Genomic DNA, 15,643 nt, shown 5'->3' with positions numbered 1-15,643 from the left:
AGGTTTGCCGGACGCCGGTCGTTGGGACTCTCGAGACAGACCCCCACGACGACACGAAGGGCACCCCATGTCACGCACCACCACCTGGAGCCGCACCCTGCGCCGCTCCGCCGCCGCCGCGGTCGTCCCGCTGGCCCTCGTCTCGCTGAGCGCCTGCGGCAGCGACGAGTCCGCCGACGACACCAGTTCCAGCAGCGCCGACACCGGCAGCGACACCGGCAGCGACACCGGCTCCGAGGGCGACTCGGGCTCGGAGGGCTCGACCGAGGAGACCCTCGCCGAGGGCGACGAGGTGCCTGCCGACGAGATGGCCGACATCCTCTCCGCCTCCTTCGAGGACGCCACGACCGCCACCTTCACCATGGAGACCGGCGGCTCCACGGCCATGCAGGCCGAGGGCGAGGCCGACTTCTCCGAGAACCCGTACTCCATGGAGATGCAGATGAAGGCCGGCGGCCAGGACCTCACCATGGTCCTGGAGGACAACGTCATCTACATGCAGGGCATCGCCGGCGACGGCTGGGTCAAGATGGACCTCAGCGACCCCAACAACCCCTTCGGCTCGCTGATGACCGAGCAGATGGACCCGCGCACGATGTTCGACTCGATGGAGAAGGGCATCCAGTCCGCCACCTTCGTCGGCACCGAGGACGTCGAGGGCGAGAGCCTCGACCACTACTCCATCGTGCTCGACGGCAAGGCCCTGCTGGAGAACCTCGACCCCGAGATGGCCGGGCTCGCCGAGTCGCAGATGCCCGACACGATCGCCTACGAGATCTTCCTCGACGACGAGGGCCTCTTCCGTCGCGCCGAGGTCGACATGGGCGCCACCGGCCCCATGACGATGACCTACGACAACTGGGGCGACCCGGTCGACATCGAGGCCCCGCCGGCCAGCGAGGTGCAGTCGATGGAGGACCTGATGGGCTCCATGGGCGGCATGAGCTGAGCCCGACCACCCAGTACGACGACGAAGGGCGCCTCCCCGGCCGGGGAGGCGCCCTTCGTCGTGCCTGGTGCGGTGGGTCAGCGGCCGCGCATGTTCTGCCGCATGCCCTTCATGTTGGTCGGCACCGGCCCCTTGGGCAGCGGTACGGCGGAGCGGTTGGCGTCGAGCGCCTTGAGCCGGTTGAGGATGTCGGTGATCTCGGCGGGCTTCACCTGGCGACCGAGCTTCTGGACGTGCTTGACCAGCTTCGGCAGCGGCACCTGGCCCTCCTCGCGGCCGCAGACGACCTCGTGGATGGGGGCGCCGCCGGCGACGCGCTCGTGCTTGCGGCGCTCGGCGGTGAGCAGCTGGCGGGTGCGGTGGGCGTTGCCCTCACCGATGAGCACGATGCCCGGAGGGCCCACGACGCGGTGCACGACGTCCTGCTGGCGGGTGAACGCGACCGCCGGGGTGGTCGTCCAGCCGCGGCGCAGCATGCGCAGGGCGGCCGCGGCGGCGCCGGGCTGACCCTCCATCTGCCCGTAGGCCGAGCTCTGGGCGCGGCGGCCGAAGACGATCAGCGCGGCCAGCGAGCCGAAGAGCAGCGCACCGATGGTGGAGAGCACCCAGGCCAGGGCGCCGGAGCCGGGCAGGATCCAGAAGATCGCGAAGCCGACGGCGGCGGCGACCACGAAGGCCAGCAGCAGCCACAGCCCGATCTTGGGGTCGGTGCGCTTGGTGATCTTGTAGGTCTCGGCGAACTGCTTGCGCCGGCTCATCGCCTCCGGCGCTGCGGGTGCGCCGGACTTCGCGGCGGCGTCCTTCTTCTTGGCCATGCGGGCGTGCTGCTCCCAGTCGTGTCGGTCGTGCTCAGGCCGAGGCGCCGGAGCGGGCCTCGATGGCCTGACGGTACAGGCGCCCGGCGCGGTAGGACGAACGCACCAGCGGGCCCGAGAGCGCGCCGGCGAACCCGATCTCCTCGGCCTCGGCCTGGAGCTCGACGAACTCCTGCGGCTTGACCCAGCGCTCCACGGGGTGGTGGCGCACCGAGGGCCGCAGGTACTGCGTGATCGTGATGAGGTCGCAGCCCGCCTCGTGCAGGTCGCGCAGCGCCTGCGAGACCTCCTCGCGGGTCTCGCCCATGCCGAGGATGAGGTTGGACTTGGTGACCAGGCCGAAGGCGCGGGCCTGGGTGATGACGTCGAGGGAGCGCTCGTAGCGGAAGGCCGGGCGGATCCGCTTGAAGATCCGCGGCACGGTCTCGACGTTGTGGGCCAGCACCTCGGGGCGCGACTCGAAGACCTCGGCCAGCAGGTCGGGCTTGCCGTTGAAGTCGGGGATGAGGTTCTCGACGCCGGTGCCGGGGTTCATGTCGTGGATGGCGCGCACGGTCTCGGCGTAGAGCCAGGCGCCGCCGTCGGGCAGGTCGTCGCGGGCGACGCCGGTGATGGTGGCGTACTTCAGCTGCATCTTCTGCACCGACTCCGCCACGCGACGGGGCTCGTCGCGGTCGAGCGCCTCGGGCTTGCCGGTGTCGATCTGGCAGAAGTCGCAGCGGCGCGTGCACTGGTCGCCGCCGATGAGGAAGGTGGCCTCGCGGTCCTCCCAGCACTCGAAGATGTTGGGGCAGCCGGCCTCCTGGCACACCGTGTGGAGGCCCTCGGACTTCACCAGGCCCATCAGCTCGGTGTACTCCGGGCCCATCTTGGCCCGGGTCTTGATCCACTCGGGCTTGCGCTCGATGGGGGTCTCGGCGTTGCGGACCTCGAGTCGGAGGAGCTTGCGGCCGTCAGGAGCAGGAGCAGTCGTCACCCCTCGACTCTACGCCGGTGGGCCAGGTCACGAGGAGTCGGCGAGCCCGGGCCGGCGCCTGGTGTGCCCGGGCGGGCGCCGGCCGCCCAGGTCGGGGAGCGGGCGGGCTCAGGGCACGTCGCGGCGGCGGAACGACACCACGGAGGCCGCGCCCAGCGCGAGCAGCACGACGCCGACGTAGGAGCCGCCCTGCACGGCGCCGATGCGCTGGGTGGCGTCGCAGTCGAGGCGGGGTCGGGCCATGCCGGTGAGGCAGGCGGGCTCGAGGCCGGAGTCGTCGTAGTAGGTGACCTCGTTGGTGACCGCGGCCATCACGTTGAGCTGGGGCTGCCAGCGCTGGGTCTCCTGGCCCCCGAGGACGCCGATGAGGGTGCCGCCGAGCACGGTGAGGGCGAAGACGACGCCGAGCGTGGCCACCGTGCTGCGCAGCAGCATGGTCAGCGCGTAGCCGCCGAACGCCGCGCCCGCGGCGACCAGGCCCGTGCGCAGGCACTGCTCGACGCCGTCGAGCAGCACGCCGTCGGCGGCGCTCAGGTCGCGGGAGGAGGCGATCGCCAACAGCGCGAGCCAGCACGCCAGGCTCACCAGCAGCGCGACGACGAGCCCGACCGCGCCGACGGCGAGCGCCTTGGCCGCCCAGACGCGGCCGCGGCGGGCCTCGAAGAGCAGCTGGTTGCTCATCGAGCCCGTGTTCCAGTCGTGGCCCACGAAGGTCGTGCCGAGCAGCACGAGCAGCAGCACCAGCACCGCGGCGACGACGAGCATCGCCCCGCCCTCCAGCGAGTCGGACAGGCTGAGCGGGCTGCGCCCGACGTACGACGACACCACCGCGAGGCGGCAGGCCTCGGGGAGCTCGGCGGCCGCGACGTCCTCGAGGCCGTAGAACTCCGGCGTGCGGCCGCAGGAGCGCACCTCCTGGCGGAGGAACCGGCCGCCGAAGTCGCTCTCGGCCGAGGCCAGGTCGGCCTCCGAGAGAGGGCGGGTGCCCCACGCGGTGGCGCCGACCACGACCGCCGGCACCAGCACGGCGGCCGCGAGCAGCAGCACGACCGCACGGCGCCAACGCAGGCGGGTCAGCTCGACCTTCAGCAAGGCGCCCATCAGCGGCCTCCCAGGGTGTCGTCGGCGGTGAGGGCGAGGAAGTAGGACTCCAGGTCCTGGCGCACCGGAGTCAGCTCGCTCAGCCACACCCCGGCCTCGGCCAGGACCCGGGTGACGCGGGCGGGGTCGTCGGTCTCGACGGTGAGGGCGTGGTCGGGCTCGGAGCCCGGGTGGTCGGCGCGGTGGTCGGCGTGGTGGTCGCCTGGGTGGTCGCCTGGGGCCTCGGCGGGGCCGGTGACGGCCAGGCCGGCCTCGCGCAGCACGCGGGCGGCGACGACGGGGTCGGGCGTGACCACGCGGTGGGTGGCGGCGCCGGCGAGGAGGTCGTCGACGGTGCCGCTGGCCAGCAGCCGGCCGTTGCCGATGATGGTGGCCGAGGTGCAGACCTGCTGCACCTCGGCGAGGATGTGGGAGCTCAGCAGCACCGTGACGCCGGCGGCGCCGAGGTCGCGGACGGTGTCGCGCACCTCGCGGATGCCGGCCGGGTCGAGGCCGTTGGTGGGCTCGTCGAGGATGAGCAGGTCGGGGTCCTTGAGCAGGGTGGCGGCGATGGCCAGGCGCTGCTTCATGCCCAGGGAGTAGGAGCGGTAGCGGTCGGCGTCGCGGCCGGTCAGCCCGACGGTCTCCACCGCGGCGTCGACGCGCGCGTCGGGGGCGCTGATGGAGCGGGCCAGGAGGAGGAGGTTCTGCCGACCGGTGAGGTGGGGGGAGAACTTCGGCGACTCGACCACCGCGCCCACGCGGCCGATGACGCTCGGCAGGCGCTGCGGCACCTCCTCGCCGAAGAGGCGCATCGAGCCGGCGGTGGCCCGTGAGAGCCCCAGCAGCATGCGGATCGTCGTCGTCTTGCCCGACCCGTTGGGGCCCAGGAAGCCGTGGACCCCGCCGGCGGGCACCGCCAGGTCGAGGCCCTGCACGGCCACCCGCCGGCCGCCGCGGCGCGATGTGTACTCCTTGCGCAGGCCGCTGGTCTCGATCACGAGCGCGCTCACCGGTGTCCTCGATCCTCCCGACGTCACGGCGTCGGTCGGGTGATCAAAGCAGCCGCCCGCCGGCGGCGCGCGGGGGCGCGCCGTAGGAGGTCTTTACCCTCCACGGTCGCACTCGCGTCGGGGGCCGACGCCGGGCGTGGGGTGGGACGTCGTGCGAGGGGTGGATGCGCATCCACGGTGCGTATGACGTCCGGGCCCGCCGCGGCGAGGAGCGCCGGAGCGGCGCGGTCAGCGGGAGGAGGCGGGGGCGAGGATCTCGATGCGGGGGGCGCGGCCGGGCTCGGGGCGGGGCTCGTAGTCGGGGGTGGGGGTGTAGTCGTCCCACGCCAGCAGCGCCCGCAGGTGCTCGGTGAGCACCGGCAGGACCTCCGCGACGGTGACGTCGCGGCCGGCCTCCTGGCTCAGCGACGTGACGCCGGCGTCGGCGATGCCGCAGGGCACGAAGCGGTCGTACCAGCCCAGGTCGACGTCGCAGTTGAGCGAGATGCCGTGCATGGTCACACCGCGGCTGACACGGATGCCGATCGCACCGACCTTGCGCTCGGGGCGCGTGCCGGAGCCGGGGGAGTCGGCGCGCAGCCACACGCCGCTGCGGCCGGGCACCCGGGCGGTGGTGACGCCGAAGGCCGCGCAGGTCGCGATCATCGCCTCCTCCATGCGGCGCACGAAGTCGACGACGAGCACGTGGTCGGGCAGGCGGACGATCGGGTACGCCACCAGCTGGCCCGGCCCGTGGTAGGTGATCTTGCCGCCGCGGTCGACGTCGAGCACGGGCGCGCCGCCCGGGTCGGCGGGGCGCTCGTGGGGGTCGGTGCGCTTGCCTGCGGTGAACGTCGGCGGGTGCTCCAGCAGCAGCACCGTGTCGGGCGCCTCCCCGGCCACGACCTGGGCGTGCACCTCGCGCTGGAGGTCCCACGCGGCGAGGTAGTCCACGGCCTGCGCGCCGAGGCCGACCGTGCGTACGTCGAGGTCTCTCCCGCTGCTCGCCATGGCCCCGATGCTACTCCCGGGCGTGCGCCCCCGCCCCGGCCCGTGCACCGCAGGCTGCCACCTGTGGACGGCCCGCGGGCACTGGTCGCCAGGTGGGTAGGGGGGACCCATGCTGCGCCTGCTGCTGACCGCCGTCGTCGTCACCTCCGCCGTCGTGCTGGGCGGGATCGTCCTGCGGGAAGGAGGGCCCGGCCACGACCTGCGGCCCGCGGCCGCGGTGGCCGAGGGCCTCGGCGCGCTCGACGACGCGCCCTCCTCGAGCGCTGACGGTGGGCCCGTGACCGCGGGTGGTGGCCACCCGAGCGGTGGGGGCGGGGCGCTGGCCGGGCGCCCCGACCCGCGAGCGGGGGCCGCCGACGGGTGGTCGGCCGAGGAGCTCCGGGCGGCGCGCGTGGTGGCGCGGTGGGACCGGCAGCGGGCGGCGGCGTGGTCGAGGGCCGACCCGGAGCGACTGGCGTCGCTCTACGTCGACGGGTCGGCCGCCGCACGCCACGACGTCGCGATGCTGCGCGCCTGGACGGCGCGGGGGCTGCGGGTGCGGGGCATGACCACGCGGCTGGTCGACGTCGAGGTGCTCCGCGTCGGCGGCGCCGCTCGAGCGACCGGTCGCCCCGCGGCCCGACTGCGGCTGCGGGTGGTCGACCGGCTGGTCGGCGCACGGGCGGTGGGGCGCGGGGTCGACGTACGCCTGCCGCGCGACCGGGCGACCGCCCGCGAGATCACCCTGGTCCGCGAGCGGGGTGGCTGGCTCGTCGCCGAGGTCGTGCCGGCCTGAGGCGCCCGCCCGGCCCGGCCCGGGCGGCCGCGGGCGGCGGTCAGCTCAGGCCGCTGCGGACCACGGCCTCGACGTCGGGGTCGTGGAAGGTGTAGCCGGAGTCGAGCAGCGCCCGCGGGGTGACGTTGAGCGAGCCGAGGAGCTCCGGGCCCATCGCGCCGGCGGCGGTGCGCAGCAGCGGGGCGGGCACGAAGGCGACCGCGGGCCGCTTGACCCCGGCGGCGAGGGCCTTCGTGAACTCCGCGTTGGTCGGCGTGGTCACGCAGCACAGGTTGAAGGGGCCCGAGGCCGACTCGTGCTCGGCGAGGTGGACGGTGGCGTCGACCCAGTCGCGCAGCGAGATCATCGCCATGTGCTGGCTGCCGTCGCCCAGCTTGGCGCCGAGCCCGAGCTTGAAGACCAGGCGCAGCTGCTTGAGCGGGGGAGCGGCGGCGTCCATCACCGGCGCGGTGCGCAGCACGCACACCCGGGCGCCGGCGTCGACGGCCGCGTCGGCCGCCGCCTGCCACTCCCGGGTGACGTCGGTGAGCAGCGCGTGGCCGCGGCTGTCGGCCGACTCGGTGAGCAGCGCGTCGCCGTGGTCGCCGTAGTAGGAGATCCCGTTGCCCGCGAGGTACGCCGGAGGGCGCTCGGCCTCCGCGATCACCTCCGCCAGCAGCCGGGTGGTCGTCACGCGGCTCTCGCGCAGCTCACGGGCCCAGGTCTTGGAGTGGGGGTTGCCGGCGGTCGGGGCGCCGGCGAGGTTGACCACCACGTCGGCCGACTGCACGAGCCCACGGTCGACGGCCCCGGCGTAGGGGTCCCAGGTCGACTCCGACGGGCCCTTCGCGGGGCGGCGGGTCAGCGCGGTGACGGAGTGGCCGCGCCCGCGCAGGGCGCCCACGAGGTGGGAGCCGAGGAATCCGGACGAGCCGGCGATGACGACGTTCAGGGGCATGGCCCCACCCTGTCACCCACCGGGAAACCCCGGCTCCCCCTTCGGGGCCGCACCTGCCGGGCGGCCGGCGCGGCCGGGTCGGGCGCGCCACAGCGGACTCGGGCGGGCCGTGGACGCGCCGACGGCGCGAGGTCGGTGACCTCGCGCCGTCGGTTGAAGCAGTGGTGCGGTGGTGCGTCAGACCTCGAACTGGCCGGCCTCGAGACGCGCCTTGACGTCCTGGAGGAAGCGGCCGGCGTCGGCGCCGTCGACCAGGCGGTGGTCGTAGGTCAGCGCGAGGTACACCATGTGGCGCACGGCGATGGTCTCGCCGAGATTGGCGTCGTCGATGACGACCGGGCGCTTCACGACGGCACCGGGGCCGAGGATGGCGACCTGGGGGCGGTTGATGATCGGGGTGTCCCACAGGGCCCCGACGCTGCCCAGGTTGGTGATCGTGAAGGTGCCGCCCGACAGCTCGTCGGGACCGATCTTGTTGGTGCGGGTGCGCTGCGCGACGTCGGCGATCTTCTTGGCCAGGCCGGCGATCGACAGGTCGCCGGCGTCCTTGACGACCGGGGTCAGCAGACCCTTGTCGGTGTCGACGGCGAAGGCGACGTTCTCCCGGTCGTAGTAGGTGATCTCGCCGGCGTCGATGTCGATCGTCGCGTTGAGCTTGGGGTGCTGCTTGAGCGCGTCGATCGACGCCTTGGCGAAGAACGGCAGGTAGGACAGCTTGACGCCCTCGCGGGAGAGGAAGTCGGCCTTCTTCGCCTCGCGCAGCCGCGCGATGTTGGTAACGTCGACCTCGACGACCTGGGTCAGCTGCGCCGCGGTGTGCAGCGAGTCGACCATGCGCTCGGAGATGATCCTGCGCAGGCGGCTGACCTTCTCCGTGGTGCCGCGCAGCGGCGACGGGGTGGTCGAGGGCGCCGAGGCACCCGACGAGGCGGGCGCCGCGGCCGGGGCGGCGGCCGCAGGAGCGGCGGCCGGGGCCGGCGCCTCCTTGGCCTTGGCGGCCTCGAGCACGTCCTGCTTGCGGATGCGACCGCCGACGCCGGTGCCGGTGACGGTGGCGAGGTCGACGTCGTGCTGGTTGGCCAGCTTGCGCACCAGCGGGGTGACGTAGCCGGCGGCGTCGTTGCTCGACGAGGAGCCGGACTCGCCGGTGGAGGGCGACTGCGCGCTGGGCGCCGGGGCCTTCTCGGCAGCCGGGGTGGTGGCCTCGGCGGGCTCGGGCGAGGCGGCGGGGGCGGCCGGGGCGGGGGAGTCGGACTTCTCCTTCTCCGGGGTCTCGTCGCCGGCGGGCAGCGAGCCCTTCTCCTCGAGGATCCGCTCCTCCTGCTCGGCCTTCTTGGCGGCCTCGGCGTCGTCCTTGGGCTGGGCCTCGGGCGCGGCGGAGTCGGTGGGCTCCTCGACCGAGGCGCCCTTGTCGCCGATGACGGCCAGCTCGGCGCCGACCTCGACGGTCTCGTCCTCGTCGACCGTGATGGCCAGCAGCGTGCCGGCGACCGGGGAGGGGATCTCGGTGTCGACCTTGTCGGTGGAGACCTCGAGCAGCGGCTCGTCGACGGCGACCTCGTCACCGACCGACTTCAGCCAGCGGGTCACGGTGCCCTCGGTGACCGACTCGCCCAGCGCGGGCAGGGTCACCGAGGTGCCCGAGCCGCCGCCGGAGCCGCCGGCGGGGCCGGACTTCTCCGACTCGGGGGTCTCGTCGCCGGCGGGCAGCGAGCCCTTCTCCTCGACGATCTGCTGCTCCTGCTCGGCCTTCTTCTCGGCCTCGCCCTCGTCGGCCGGCTGGGCCTCGGGGGTCGCGGACTCGGTGGCCTCGGAGGCCTCGGGAGCGTTGGCGCCGCCGCCACCGTCACCGCCGGCCTCGCTCTCGTCGCCGATGAGGGCCAGGACGGCGCCCACCTCGACGGTGTCGTCCTCCTCGGCCTTGATCTCCAGGAGGGTGCCGGCGACCGGGGAGGGGATCTCGGTGTCGACCTTGTCGGTGGAGACCTCCAGCAGCGGCTCGTCGACCGCGACGGTGTCGCCCACGGCCTTCAGCCAGCGGGTGACGGTGCCCTCGGTGACGGACTCACCCAGGGCGGGGAGGTTGACTTCGGTGGCCAATGTGAGTTCCTTCGCTCGCGTTCTTCGTGTGGTGTGGGGCTGTGCGTCTGTGGTGGGGCGTCTGTGGTGGGGCGGGTGGAGCGGGGCGGGAGCAGGGGTGGCGCGCGCCGGCGGGCGCGGGGCCGCCGGGGCCAGCCTAGGAATGCGCGTGCAACGGCTTCCCGGCGAGCGCCAGGTGGGCCTCGCCGAGGGCCTCGTTCTGGGTGGGGTGGGCGTGCAGCAGCGGAGCGACGTCCTCGGCGTGTCCCTCCCAGTTGTAGATCAGCTGCGCCTCGCCGATGAGCTCGCCGACGCGGTCGCCCACCAGGTGGACACCGACGACGGGGCCGTCGACGCGGCGGACCAGCTTGACGAAGCCCTGGGTCTGCAGGATCTGGCTCTTGCCGTTGCCGCCCAGGTCGTAGGTCAGGCTCTGCACCGCGTCGGCGCCGTACGCCGCGATCGCGGCCTTCTCGTCGAGCCCGACCGAGGCGACCTCGGGGTGGGAGTAGGTCACCCGCGGGATGCCCGTCTCGTCGATCGGGGCGGGCTCGAGCCCGGCGATCTCCTCGGCGACGAAGATGCCCTGCGCGAAGCCGCGGTGGGCCAGCTGGAGGCCGGGCACGATGTCGCCCACGGCCCAGACGCCGGGCACCGAGGTGCGGCAGCGCTCGTCGGTGGTGACGAAGCCGCGGTCCAGGGCGACGCCCTGCTCGTCGTAGCCCAGGCCCTCGGTGACGGGGCCGCGGCCCACGGCCACCAGGAGCAGCTCGGCCTCGACGACCTCCTGCTCGCCCTTGGCGGTGTCGACGGTGACCGCGACACCCTTCTCGGTGCGCGCGACCGACGCGAAGCGGGTGGAGGTGCGCACGGTGATGCCGCGCTTGCGGAAGGCGCGCTCGAGCACCTTGGAGCAGGCCTCGTCCTCGGCCGCGACCAGGCGCGGGAGGGCCTCGACCACGGTGACCTCGGCGCCGAAGCTGCGCCAGACCGAGGCGAACTCCGAGCCGATCACGCCGCCGCCGAGCACCACCACGGAGGCGGGCACGTGCTCGAGGCGCAGGGCGTGCTCGGAGGTGAGCACCCGCTCGCCGTCGACCTCGAGGCCGGGCAGGCTGCGGGGGGTCGAGCCGGAGGCGAGGACGACGTGGCGGGCGGTGTGGGCCGTGCCGTCGACCGTGACCTCGTGGGGCCCGGTGAGGCGGCCCTCGCCCTCGATGACGGTGACCCCGCGCGAGCCGACGAGGCCGGTCAGGCCCTTGAAGAGCCGCGCGACGACGCCGTCCTTGTAGGAGTTGACGCCGGCCATGTCGATGCCCTCGAAGGAGGCGAGCACGCCGAAGCGCTCCGACTCGCGGGCGGCGTCGGCGACCTCGGCGGCGTGCAGGAGGGCCTTGGTGGGGATGCAGCCGACGTGGAGGCAGGTGCCGCCCAGCCGGTCCTTCTCGACCAGGGCGACGCGCAGGCCGAGCTGGGCGGCGCGCAGGGCACAGGCGTAGCCCCCCGAGCCCGCACCGAGGATGAGAACGTCGAAGTCGGTGTCGTGAGCGGGGCCGGCCACCGTGGTCCTTCCGTGCGCCGTGAGCAGGGGTGCGCCTCGTGAGCGCGGACCCATCTTTGCACTTCTTCAGGGTGTGTCCACACCGGCCTTCGGCGGGGCGGGCAGACTAGGGGCATGGCGTTCCTCGACCGATTCCGACGAAGCAGCGCGACGAAGATGCGCAAGCCGGCCCGTGACGGCTTCCGCACGGGCTCGACGCGCGTGCGCGCCTCGGACTCCGTCGACCAGGAGCACCTGCAGTCCTGGGTCGGCGAGCGCCACGGCGTGGAGGGCTTCGTCGAGCCCCGCACGGCGGTCTCCGACGTGACCCTGCTGCTCGTGGCGCACGACGGGGAGTGGACGCGGCGGCGGGTGCCGTCGGTGGAGTGGGCGCACGCGTTCTGCAACCGCCACCAGGTGCCGTCCTACGACGCGGCCGTGGTCGGCGTGCCGCAGCGCATGCGCGACTACAACTCCCGGATGAAGGCGCAGCGCAAGCAGCAGGGCCTCTAGCCCGCCGCGGCGGGGCGGGCCCCGTCGGGCCCGCCCTCCGACGTCGCGCCGGGACTACTCCGCGGCGGCGAAGGCCCGGGCGTAGTCGACGAGCGTGGCGACCGCGAAGCCGGTGCCGCCGGCGGTCACGTGCCCCGAGGCGCCGGAGCCGAAGGACGGCCCGGCGATGTCGAGGTGGGCCCAGGGGAGCCCGGCGGTGAACTCACGCAGGAAGGCTGCGGCGAAGAGTCCGCCGCCCCAGCGCACCCAGTCGTGCTGGGCCAGGTCGGCGACCTTGCTGGAGCGGATCCGCTCGCCCATCTGCTCGGGGATCGGCATCGGCCAGTGCGCCTCGCCGGCGACCTCGGAGGCGGCGAGCACGTCGTCGACGACCGAGCGGGTGCCCATCACGCCGGCCACCTTGTCGCCGAGGGCGACGACCATGTGACCGGTCAGCGTGGCGACGTCGAGCACCACGTCGGGCTCGGTCTCGGTCGCGCGCACGAGGGCGTCGGCCAGCACGAGGCGGCCCTCGGCGTCGGTGTTGGAGATCTCCACCGTGGTGCCGCCGTAGATGCGCAGCACGTCGCCGGGGCGGGTGGCGCTGCCGGAGACCATGTTCTCGGCCATGGGCACGAAGGTGCTGACCTTGACCGGCAGACCGAGCCGGGCGATCGCGAGCGTGGCCTGCACGACCGCGGCGGCGCCGGCCATGTCGGACTTCATCTCGCTCATCGAGGCGGCCGGCTTGATGGTCAGGCCGCCGGAGTCGAAGGTGATGCCCTTGCCGACCAGCGCGAGGTGGCGGGTGGCGCCCTTGGGGGCGTACGTCAGCTCGACCAGGCGCGGCGGGGCGCTCGAGCCGGCGCCGACGCCGAGGATGCCGCCGCAGCCGAGGTCGGCCAGCGCGGCCTCGTCGTGCACGGTGGCGGTGACCTTGTGGCCGCGTGCGACCTGCTTGGCGTTGTCCTTGACCGCGGCCACGACGGCGTCGGCGAAGGCCGGCGGGGTCAGGTCGCCGGGCGGGGTGTTGACCCAGTCGCGGGTGGTGGCGACGGCCTCGGCGACGACCTGGGCCTCCTCGAAGGCGGTGGTGGCCTCGGCGCGGCGCGCGACCGGCGACAGCACGGCGACCTCGGCGACCGTGGTGGTCGTGGCGGTGTCGCGCTGGTAGGCGGTGAAGCGGTAGCCGCCCAGCGCCCACCCCTCGGTGACCGAGCGGACCAGCGCGGCGGAGTCGGCGGGCAGCGCGAGCGCGACGCTCGCGGCGTTGGTGACGGCACGGGCCGCGGCGCCGGCGCCGCGGCGCACGGTCTCCGGCGTGGCCTCGGCACCGAGCCCGACGAGCACGAGGGTGGGGGAGGCGATGACGCCCCCGGTGGGCACGCGGGTCGTCTCGCCGACCTTGCCCGTCAGTGCCAGCATCGCCAGCAGCGGGCGCAGCTTGCGGCCGTAGGCCTCGCCCACCGCCTCCGCGCCCGGGGCCAGCACGACCCCGTCGCCGCTGCTCACGACCCCCACCACCACGGCGTCGGCCTTGGTCTTGGCGGGGTTGGCGTTGCGCAAGGTGTACGTCGTCACCGGGGCAGGTTAACCGTCGGCGCCTCACGCTAGGTTGAGGCCATGGCCGAGGACCGTGCACCCGACCCCTCCCGCGACCCCTCCCGCGACCCAGCCGGTGGCGTCACGCCGCCCGACGCGCAGGGGCTGATCCGCTCGCCGCTGCACGAGCGCCACGTCGCGCTGGGCGCCAAGCTGGCGGAGTTCGGCGGCTGGTCGATGCCGCTGGAGTACCCCTCGGGCGTGGTCAAGGAGCACACGGCCGTGCGCGAGGCGGTGGGCCTCTTCGACGTCAGCCACCTCGGCAAGGCCAGCGTGACCGGCCCCGGCGCGGCCGACTTCGTCGACGCCACGCTCTCCAACGACCTGCGCCGCATCGGCCCGGGCCAGGCGCAGTACACGCTGTGCTGCGACGAGGAGACCGGCGGCATCGTCGACGACCTCATCGCCTACCTCCACGACGAGGAGCACGTGCTGCTGGTGCCCAACGCCGCCAACACCGCCGAGGTCGTGCGCCGGCTGGCCGCGGTCGCACCGGCGGGCGTCACGGTGACCGACGAGCACCGCGACCACGTCGTGCTCGCCGTGCAGGGCCCGCGCAGCGACGACCTGCTCGCCGCCGTCGGGCTGCCCGTGGGCCACGACTACATGAGCTTCGCCGTCGCGCCGTACGCCGCGCAGGGCCGCGCCCACGACGTGGTCGTGTGCCGCACCGGCTACACCGGCGAGCGCGGCTACGAGCTGGTCGCCCCCGTGGCCGCGGCGCTGGGCCTGTGGGACGCGCTGGTCGCCGCGGGGGAGCCGCTGGGCCTGCTCGCCTGCGGCCTGGGCGCGCGCGACACCCTGCGCACCGAGATGGGCTACCCGCTGCACGGGCAGGACATCTCCCTCGACGTCACCCCCAACCAGGCCCGGCTCGGCTGGGCCGTGGGATGGGGCAAGGACGCCTTCTGGGGCAAGGAGGTGCTCACCGCCGAGCGTGCCGCCGGGCCCCGCCGCCGCCTCCAAGGGCTGGTGGCCACCGGCCGCGGCATCCCGCGCCCCCACATGACGGTCTCGCTGACCCCCGACGTGCTGCTGGGGGAGATCACCTCCGGCACCTTCTCCCCGACCCTGCGCAAGGGCATCGGCCTCGCGCTGCTGCCCAGCTTCGTGGCCGACGACGCCGAGGTCGGCGTCGACGTGCGCGGACGGCGCGAGGTCTTCCAGGTCGTCCGCCCGCCCTTCGTCGCACCCTCCGTCAGGACGTGATCCGCGTGAACCTTCCCGACCAGCCCCCGACCTTCCGCCAGCCCACCCCCGCCGAGCTGCCGTGGTGGTGGCGCCTCGAGGACGCCTCCGGTGAGGAGGTGAGCGTGGGAGCCGACCTCTCCGGCGAGCGCTTCGCCAACCAGGCCGACGCCGAGTCGTGGGTGGGGGAGTGCTTCGGCGACCTCGCCGCTGAGGGCGTCGACGCCGTCGTGCTCTTCGAGGGCGAGCGCCGCGTCTACGGCCCCATGTCGCTGCACCCGTGAGCGGGGCGCCGGTGCCCGGCGCGGTGGTCGAGCGCCGTTTCAGCCAGGTCGACGTGTTCAGCGCCGAGCCGCTGCGCGGCAACCCCGTGGCGGTGGTGCACGACGCCGAGGGCCTCGACGAGGCCGACATGGCCGCCTTCGCCCGGTGGACCAACCTGTCGGAGACGACCTTCCTGCTGCCGCCGACGACACCGGGCGCCGACTACCGGCTGCGCATCTTCACCCCCGGTCGCGAGCTCCCCTTCGCCGGGCACCCCACCCTCGGCTCGGCCCACGCCTGGCTCGAGGCCGGCGGGAGGCCGGCCGCCGACGGGGTCGTGGTGCAGGAGTGCGGCGCCGGGCTGGTGCGGCTGCGCCGTGGCGAGCGGCTCGCCTTCGCCGCGCCGCCGCTGGTGCGCTCCGGCCCGGTCGACGAGGCCGACCTCGCCCACGTGCGCCGCGTGCTCGGCGCCGGGCGAGGCGGGCCCGGAGGTGGCTCGGGGGTCGAGGTGCTCGACGCGGCCTGGGTCGACAACGGCCCGGGCTGGCTCGGCGTGCTGCTCGCCGACGCCGCCGCGGTGCTGTCGCTGGAGCCCGACCTCGCGGCCTTCGGCGACCTCAGGCTCGGCGTCGTCGGCGTCCACCCCGCAGGCACCAGCGACGCCGACGTCGAGGTGCGGGCCTTCGTGCCCAGCCTCGGGGTCGGCGAGGACCCGGTCACCGGCAGCCTCAACGCCGGCCTGGCCCAGTGGCTCGCGGGCGACCGGCTGCCCTCGGCGTACGTCGCCTCGCAGGGCACGGTGCTCGGGCGGCGCGGGCGCGTGCACGTCAGCACCGAGGCCGGCCCCGACGGCGAGCCCGTCGTGTGGGTCGGCGGCGACACCGCCACGACGGTGGCCGGGCAGGTCCGGCTGCCCGCCGGGCCGCGCCGGTAGGGTCGCGCT

The 15,643-nt window shown here is 74.4% G+C and carries 15 protein-coding genes; 6 read left to right on the top strand and 9 right to left on the bottom strand.

Annotated elements, in window-relative coordinates; translation table 11 throughout:
* The first annotated feature begins 67 nt into the window (after positions 1–67).
* Positions 68–949: a DUF6612 family protein gene (locus M3673_RS00970; RefSeq protein WP_251530889.1), complete on the top strand. Its 882-nt coding sequence runs from the start codon at positions 68–70 to the stop codon at positions 947–949.
* 77 nt (positions 950–1,026) lie between these two features.
* Here the strand turns inward: M3673_RS00970 and M3673_RS00965 are convergent, their stop codons facing one another.
* The 5 genes from M3673_RS00965 to lipB form a co-directional block, all read right to left on the bottom strand.
* Positions 1,027–1,764, bottom strand: coding sequence for a DUF4191 domain-containing protein (locus M3673_RS00965; RefSeq protein ID WP_056862686.1), 738 nt, complete (start codon positions 1,762–1,764; stop codon positions 1,027–1,029).
* Positions 1,765–1,798: 34 nt separating this feature from the next.
* On the bottom strand, positions 1,799–2,740 hold the full coding sequence (lipA, locus tag M3673_RS00960) for a lipoyl synthase (protein ID WP_056862687.1): 942 nt from the start codon (positions 2,738–2,740) through the stop codon (positions 1,799–1,801).
* Between the two features lie 108 nt (positions 2,741–2,848).
* A complete protein-coding gene (locus M3673_RS00955; RefSeq protein ID WP_251530887.1) occupies positions 2,849–3,841 on the bottom strand; it encodes a hypothetical protein in 993 nt (330 codons plus the stop codon).
* Entirely contained in the window at positions 3,841–4,833 is a 993-nt protein-coding gene (locus M3673_RS00950) for an ABC transporter ATP-binding protein (protein WP_251530885.1), read from the bottom strand. The genes M3673_RS00955 and M3673_RS00950 overlap by 1 nt, the downstream gene beginning before the upstream one ends.
* A 228-nt stretch (positions 4,834–5,061) precedes the next feature.
* Positions 5,062–5,823 (bottom strand): lipoyl(octanoyl) transferase LipB, encoded by a 762-nt coding sequence (lipB, locus tag M3673_RS00945; RefSeq protein ID WP_193664350.1) that lies wholly within the window; start codon positions 5,821–5,823, stop codon positions 5,062–5,064.
* 109 nt (positions 5,824–5,932) lie between these two features.
* Here lipB and M3673_RS00940 point away from each other — a divergent pair, with 109 nt between their 5' ends.
* On the top strand, positions 5,933–6,598 hold the full coding sequence (locus M3673_RS00940) for a hypothetical protein (RefSeq protein WP_251530883.1): 666 nt from the start codon (positions 5,933–5,935) through the stop codon (positions 6,596–6,598).
* A gap of 40 nt (positions 6,599–6,638) precedes the next feature.
* Here M3673_RS00940 and M3673_RS00935 read toward each other — a convergent pair whose 3' ends face one another.
* The 3 genes from M3673_RS00935 to lpdA form a co-directional block, all read right to left on the bottom strand.
* Entirely contained in the window at positions 6,639–7,535 is an 897-nt protein-coding gene (locus M3673_RS00935; RefSeq protein ID WP_251530881.1) for a TIGR01777 family oxidoreductase, read from the bottom strand.
* Positions 7,536–7,712: 177 nt separating this feature from the next.
* Positions 7,713–9,635, bottom strand: coding sequence for a 2-oxoglutarate dehydrogenase, E2 component, dihydrolipoamide succinyltransferase (gene sucB / locus M3673_RS00930; RefSeq protein WP_251530879.1), 1,923 nt, complete (start codon positions 9,633–9,635; stop codon positions 7,713–7,715).
* A gap of 136 nt (positions 9,636–9,771) precedes the next feature.
* Positions 9,772–11,175, bottom strand: a complete 1,404-nt coding sequence (gene lpdA, locus M3673_RS00925; protein ID WP_251530877.1) for a dihydrolipoyl dehydrogenase — start codon at positions 11,173–11,175, stop codon at positions 9,772–9,774.
* 114 nt (positions 11,176–11,289) lie between these two features.
* On the opposite strand from lpdA, the gene M3673_RS00920 reads away from it, so the two are divergent.
* The gene (locus M3673_RS00920; protein ID WP_227489137.1) at positions 11,290–11,667 is read left to right on the top strand and encodes a hypothetical protein; all 378 of its coding nucleotides are present in this window, start codon (positions 11,290–11,292) and stop codon (positions 11,665–11,667) included.
* 54 nt (positions 11,668–11,721) lie between these two features.
* Here the strand turns inward: M3673_RS00920 and M3673_RS00915 are convergent, their stop codons facing one another.
* Positions 11,722–13,227 (bottom strand): leucyl aminopeptidase, encoded by a 1,506-nt coding sequence (locus M3673_RS00915; protein ID WP_251530875.1) that lies wholly within the window; start codon positions 13,225–13,227, stop codon positions 11,722–11,724.
* A 42-nt stretch (positions 13,228–13,269) separates the two neighbouring features.
* Between M3673_RS00915 and gcvT the strand changes: the two genes are divergently transcribed.
* The 3 genes from gcvT to M3673_RS00900 are packed head-to-tail and all read left to right on the top strand — an operon-like array spanning position 13,270 to position 15,634.
* Positions 13,270–14,457, top strand: a complete 1,188-nt coding sequence (gene gcvT / locus M3673_RS00910) for a glycine cleavage system aminomethyltransferase GcvT (protein ID WP_251530873.1) — start codon at positions 13,270–13,272, stop codon at positions 14,455–14,457.
* A 5-nt stretch (positions 14,458–14,462) separates the two neighbouring features.
* Entirely contained in the window at positions 14,463–14,720 is a 258-nt protein-coding gene (locus tag M3673_RS00905; protein ID WP_193664712.1) for a hypothetical protein, read from the top strand.
* Positions 14,717–15,634, top strand: a complete 918-nt coding sequence (locus M3673_RS00900; RefSeq protein ID WP_251530871.1) for a PhzF family phenazine biosynthesis protein — start codon at positions 14,717–14,719, stop codon at positions 15,632–15,634. Before M3673_RS00905 ends, M3673_RS00900 begins: the two co-directional genes overlap by 4 nt.
* Positions 15,635–15,643: the final 9 nt, after the last annotated feature.

This window comes from Nocardioides sp. P86 (assembly GCF_023712465.1).
Lineage (GTDB): Bacteria > Actinomycetota > Actinomycetes > Propionibacteriales > Nocardioidaceae > Nocardioides > Nocardioides kribbensis.
The sequence above is the reverse complement of the archived record's forward strand: the minus strand, read 5'-3'. Positions and strand labels throughout refer to the sequence as shown.

Bases quoted from the DNA above. Each gene is read 5' to 3' on its own strand.
- M3673_RS00970 (WP_251530889.1), top strand. From the start codon at position 68: ATGTCACGCACCACCACCTGGAGCCGCACCCTGCGCCGCTCCGCCGCC.
- M3673_RS00965 (WP_056862686.1), bottom strand. From the start codon at position 1,764: ATGGCCAAGAAGAAGGACGCCGCCGCGAAGTCCGGCGCACCCGCAGCG.
- M3673_RS00955 (WP_251530887.1), bottom strand. From the start codon at position 3,841: ATGGGCGCCTTGCTGAAGGTCGAGCTGACCCGCCTGCGTTGGCGCCGT.
- lipB (WP_193664350.1), bottom strand. From the start codon at position 5,823: ATGGCGAGCAGCGGGAGAGACCTCGACGTACGCACGGTCGGCCTCGGC.
- M3673_RS00940 (WP_251530883.1), top strand. From the start codon at position 5,933: ATGCTGCGCCTGCTGCTGACCGCCGTCGTCGTCACCTCCGCCGTCGTG.
- M3673_RS00935 (WP_251530881.1), bottom strand. From the start codon at position 7,535: ATGCCCCTGAACGTCGTCATCGCCGGCTCGTCCGGATTCCTCGGCTCC.
- M3673_RS00920 (WP_227489137.1), top strand. From the start codon at position 11,290: ATGGCGTTCCTCGACCGATTCCGACGAAGCAGCGCGACGAAGATGCGC.
- gcvT (WP_251530873.1), top strand. From the start codon at position 13,270: ATGGCCGAGGACCGTGCACCCGACCCCTCCCGCGACCCCTCCCGCGAC.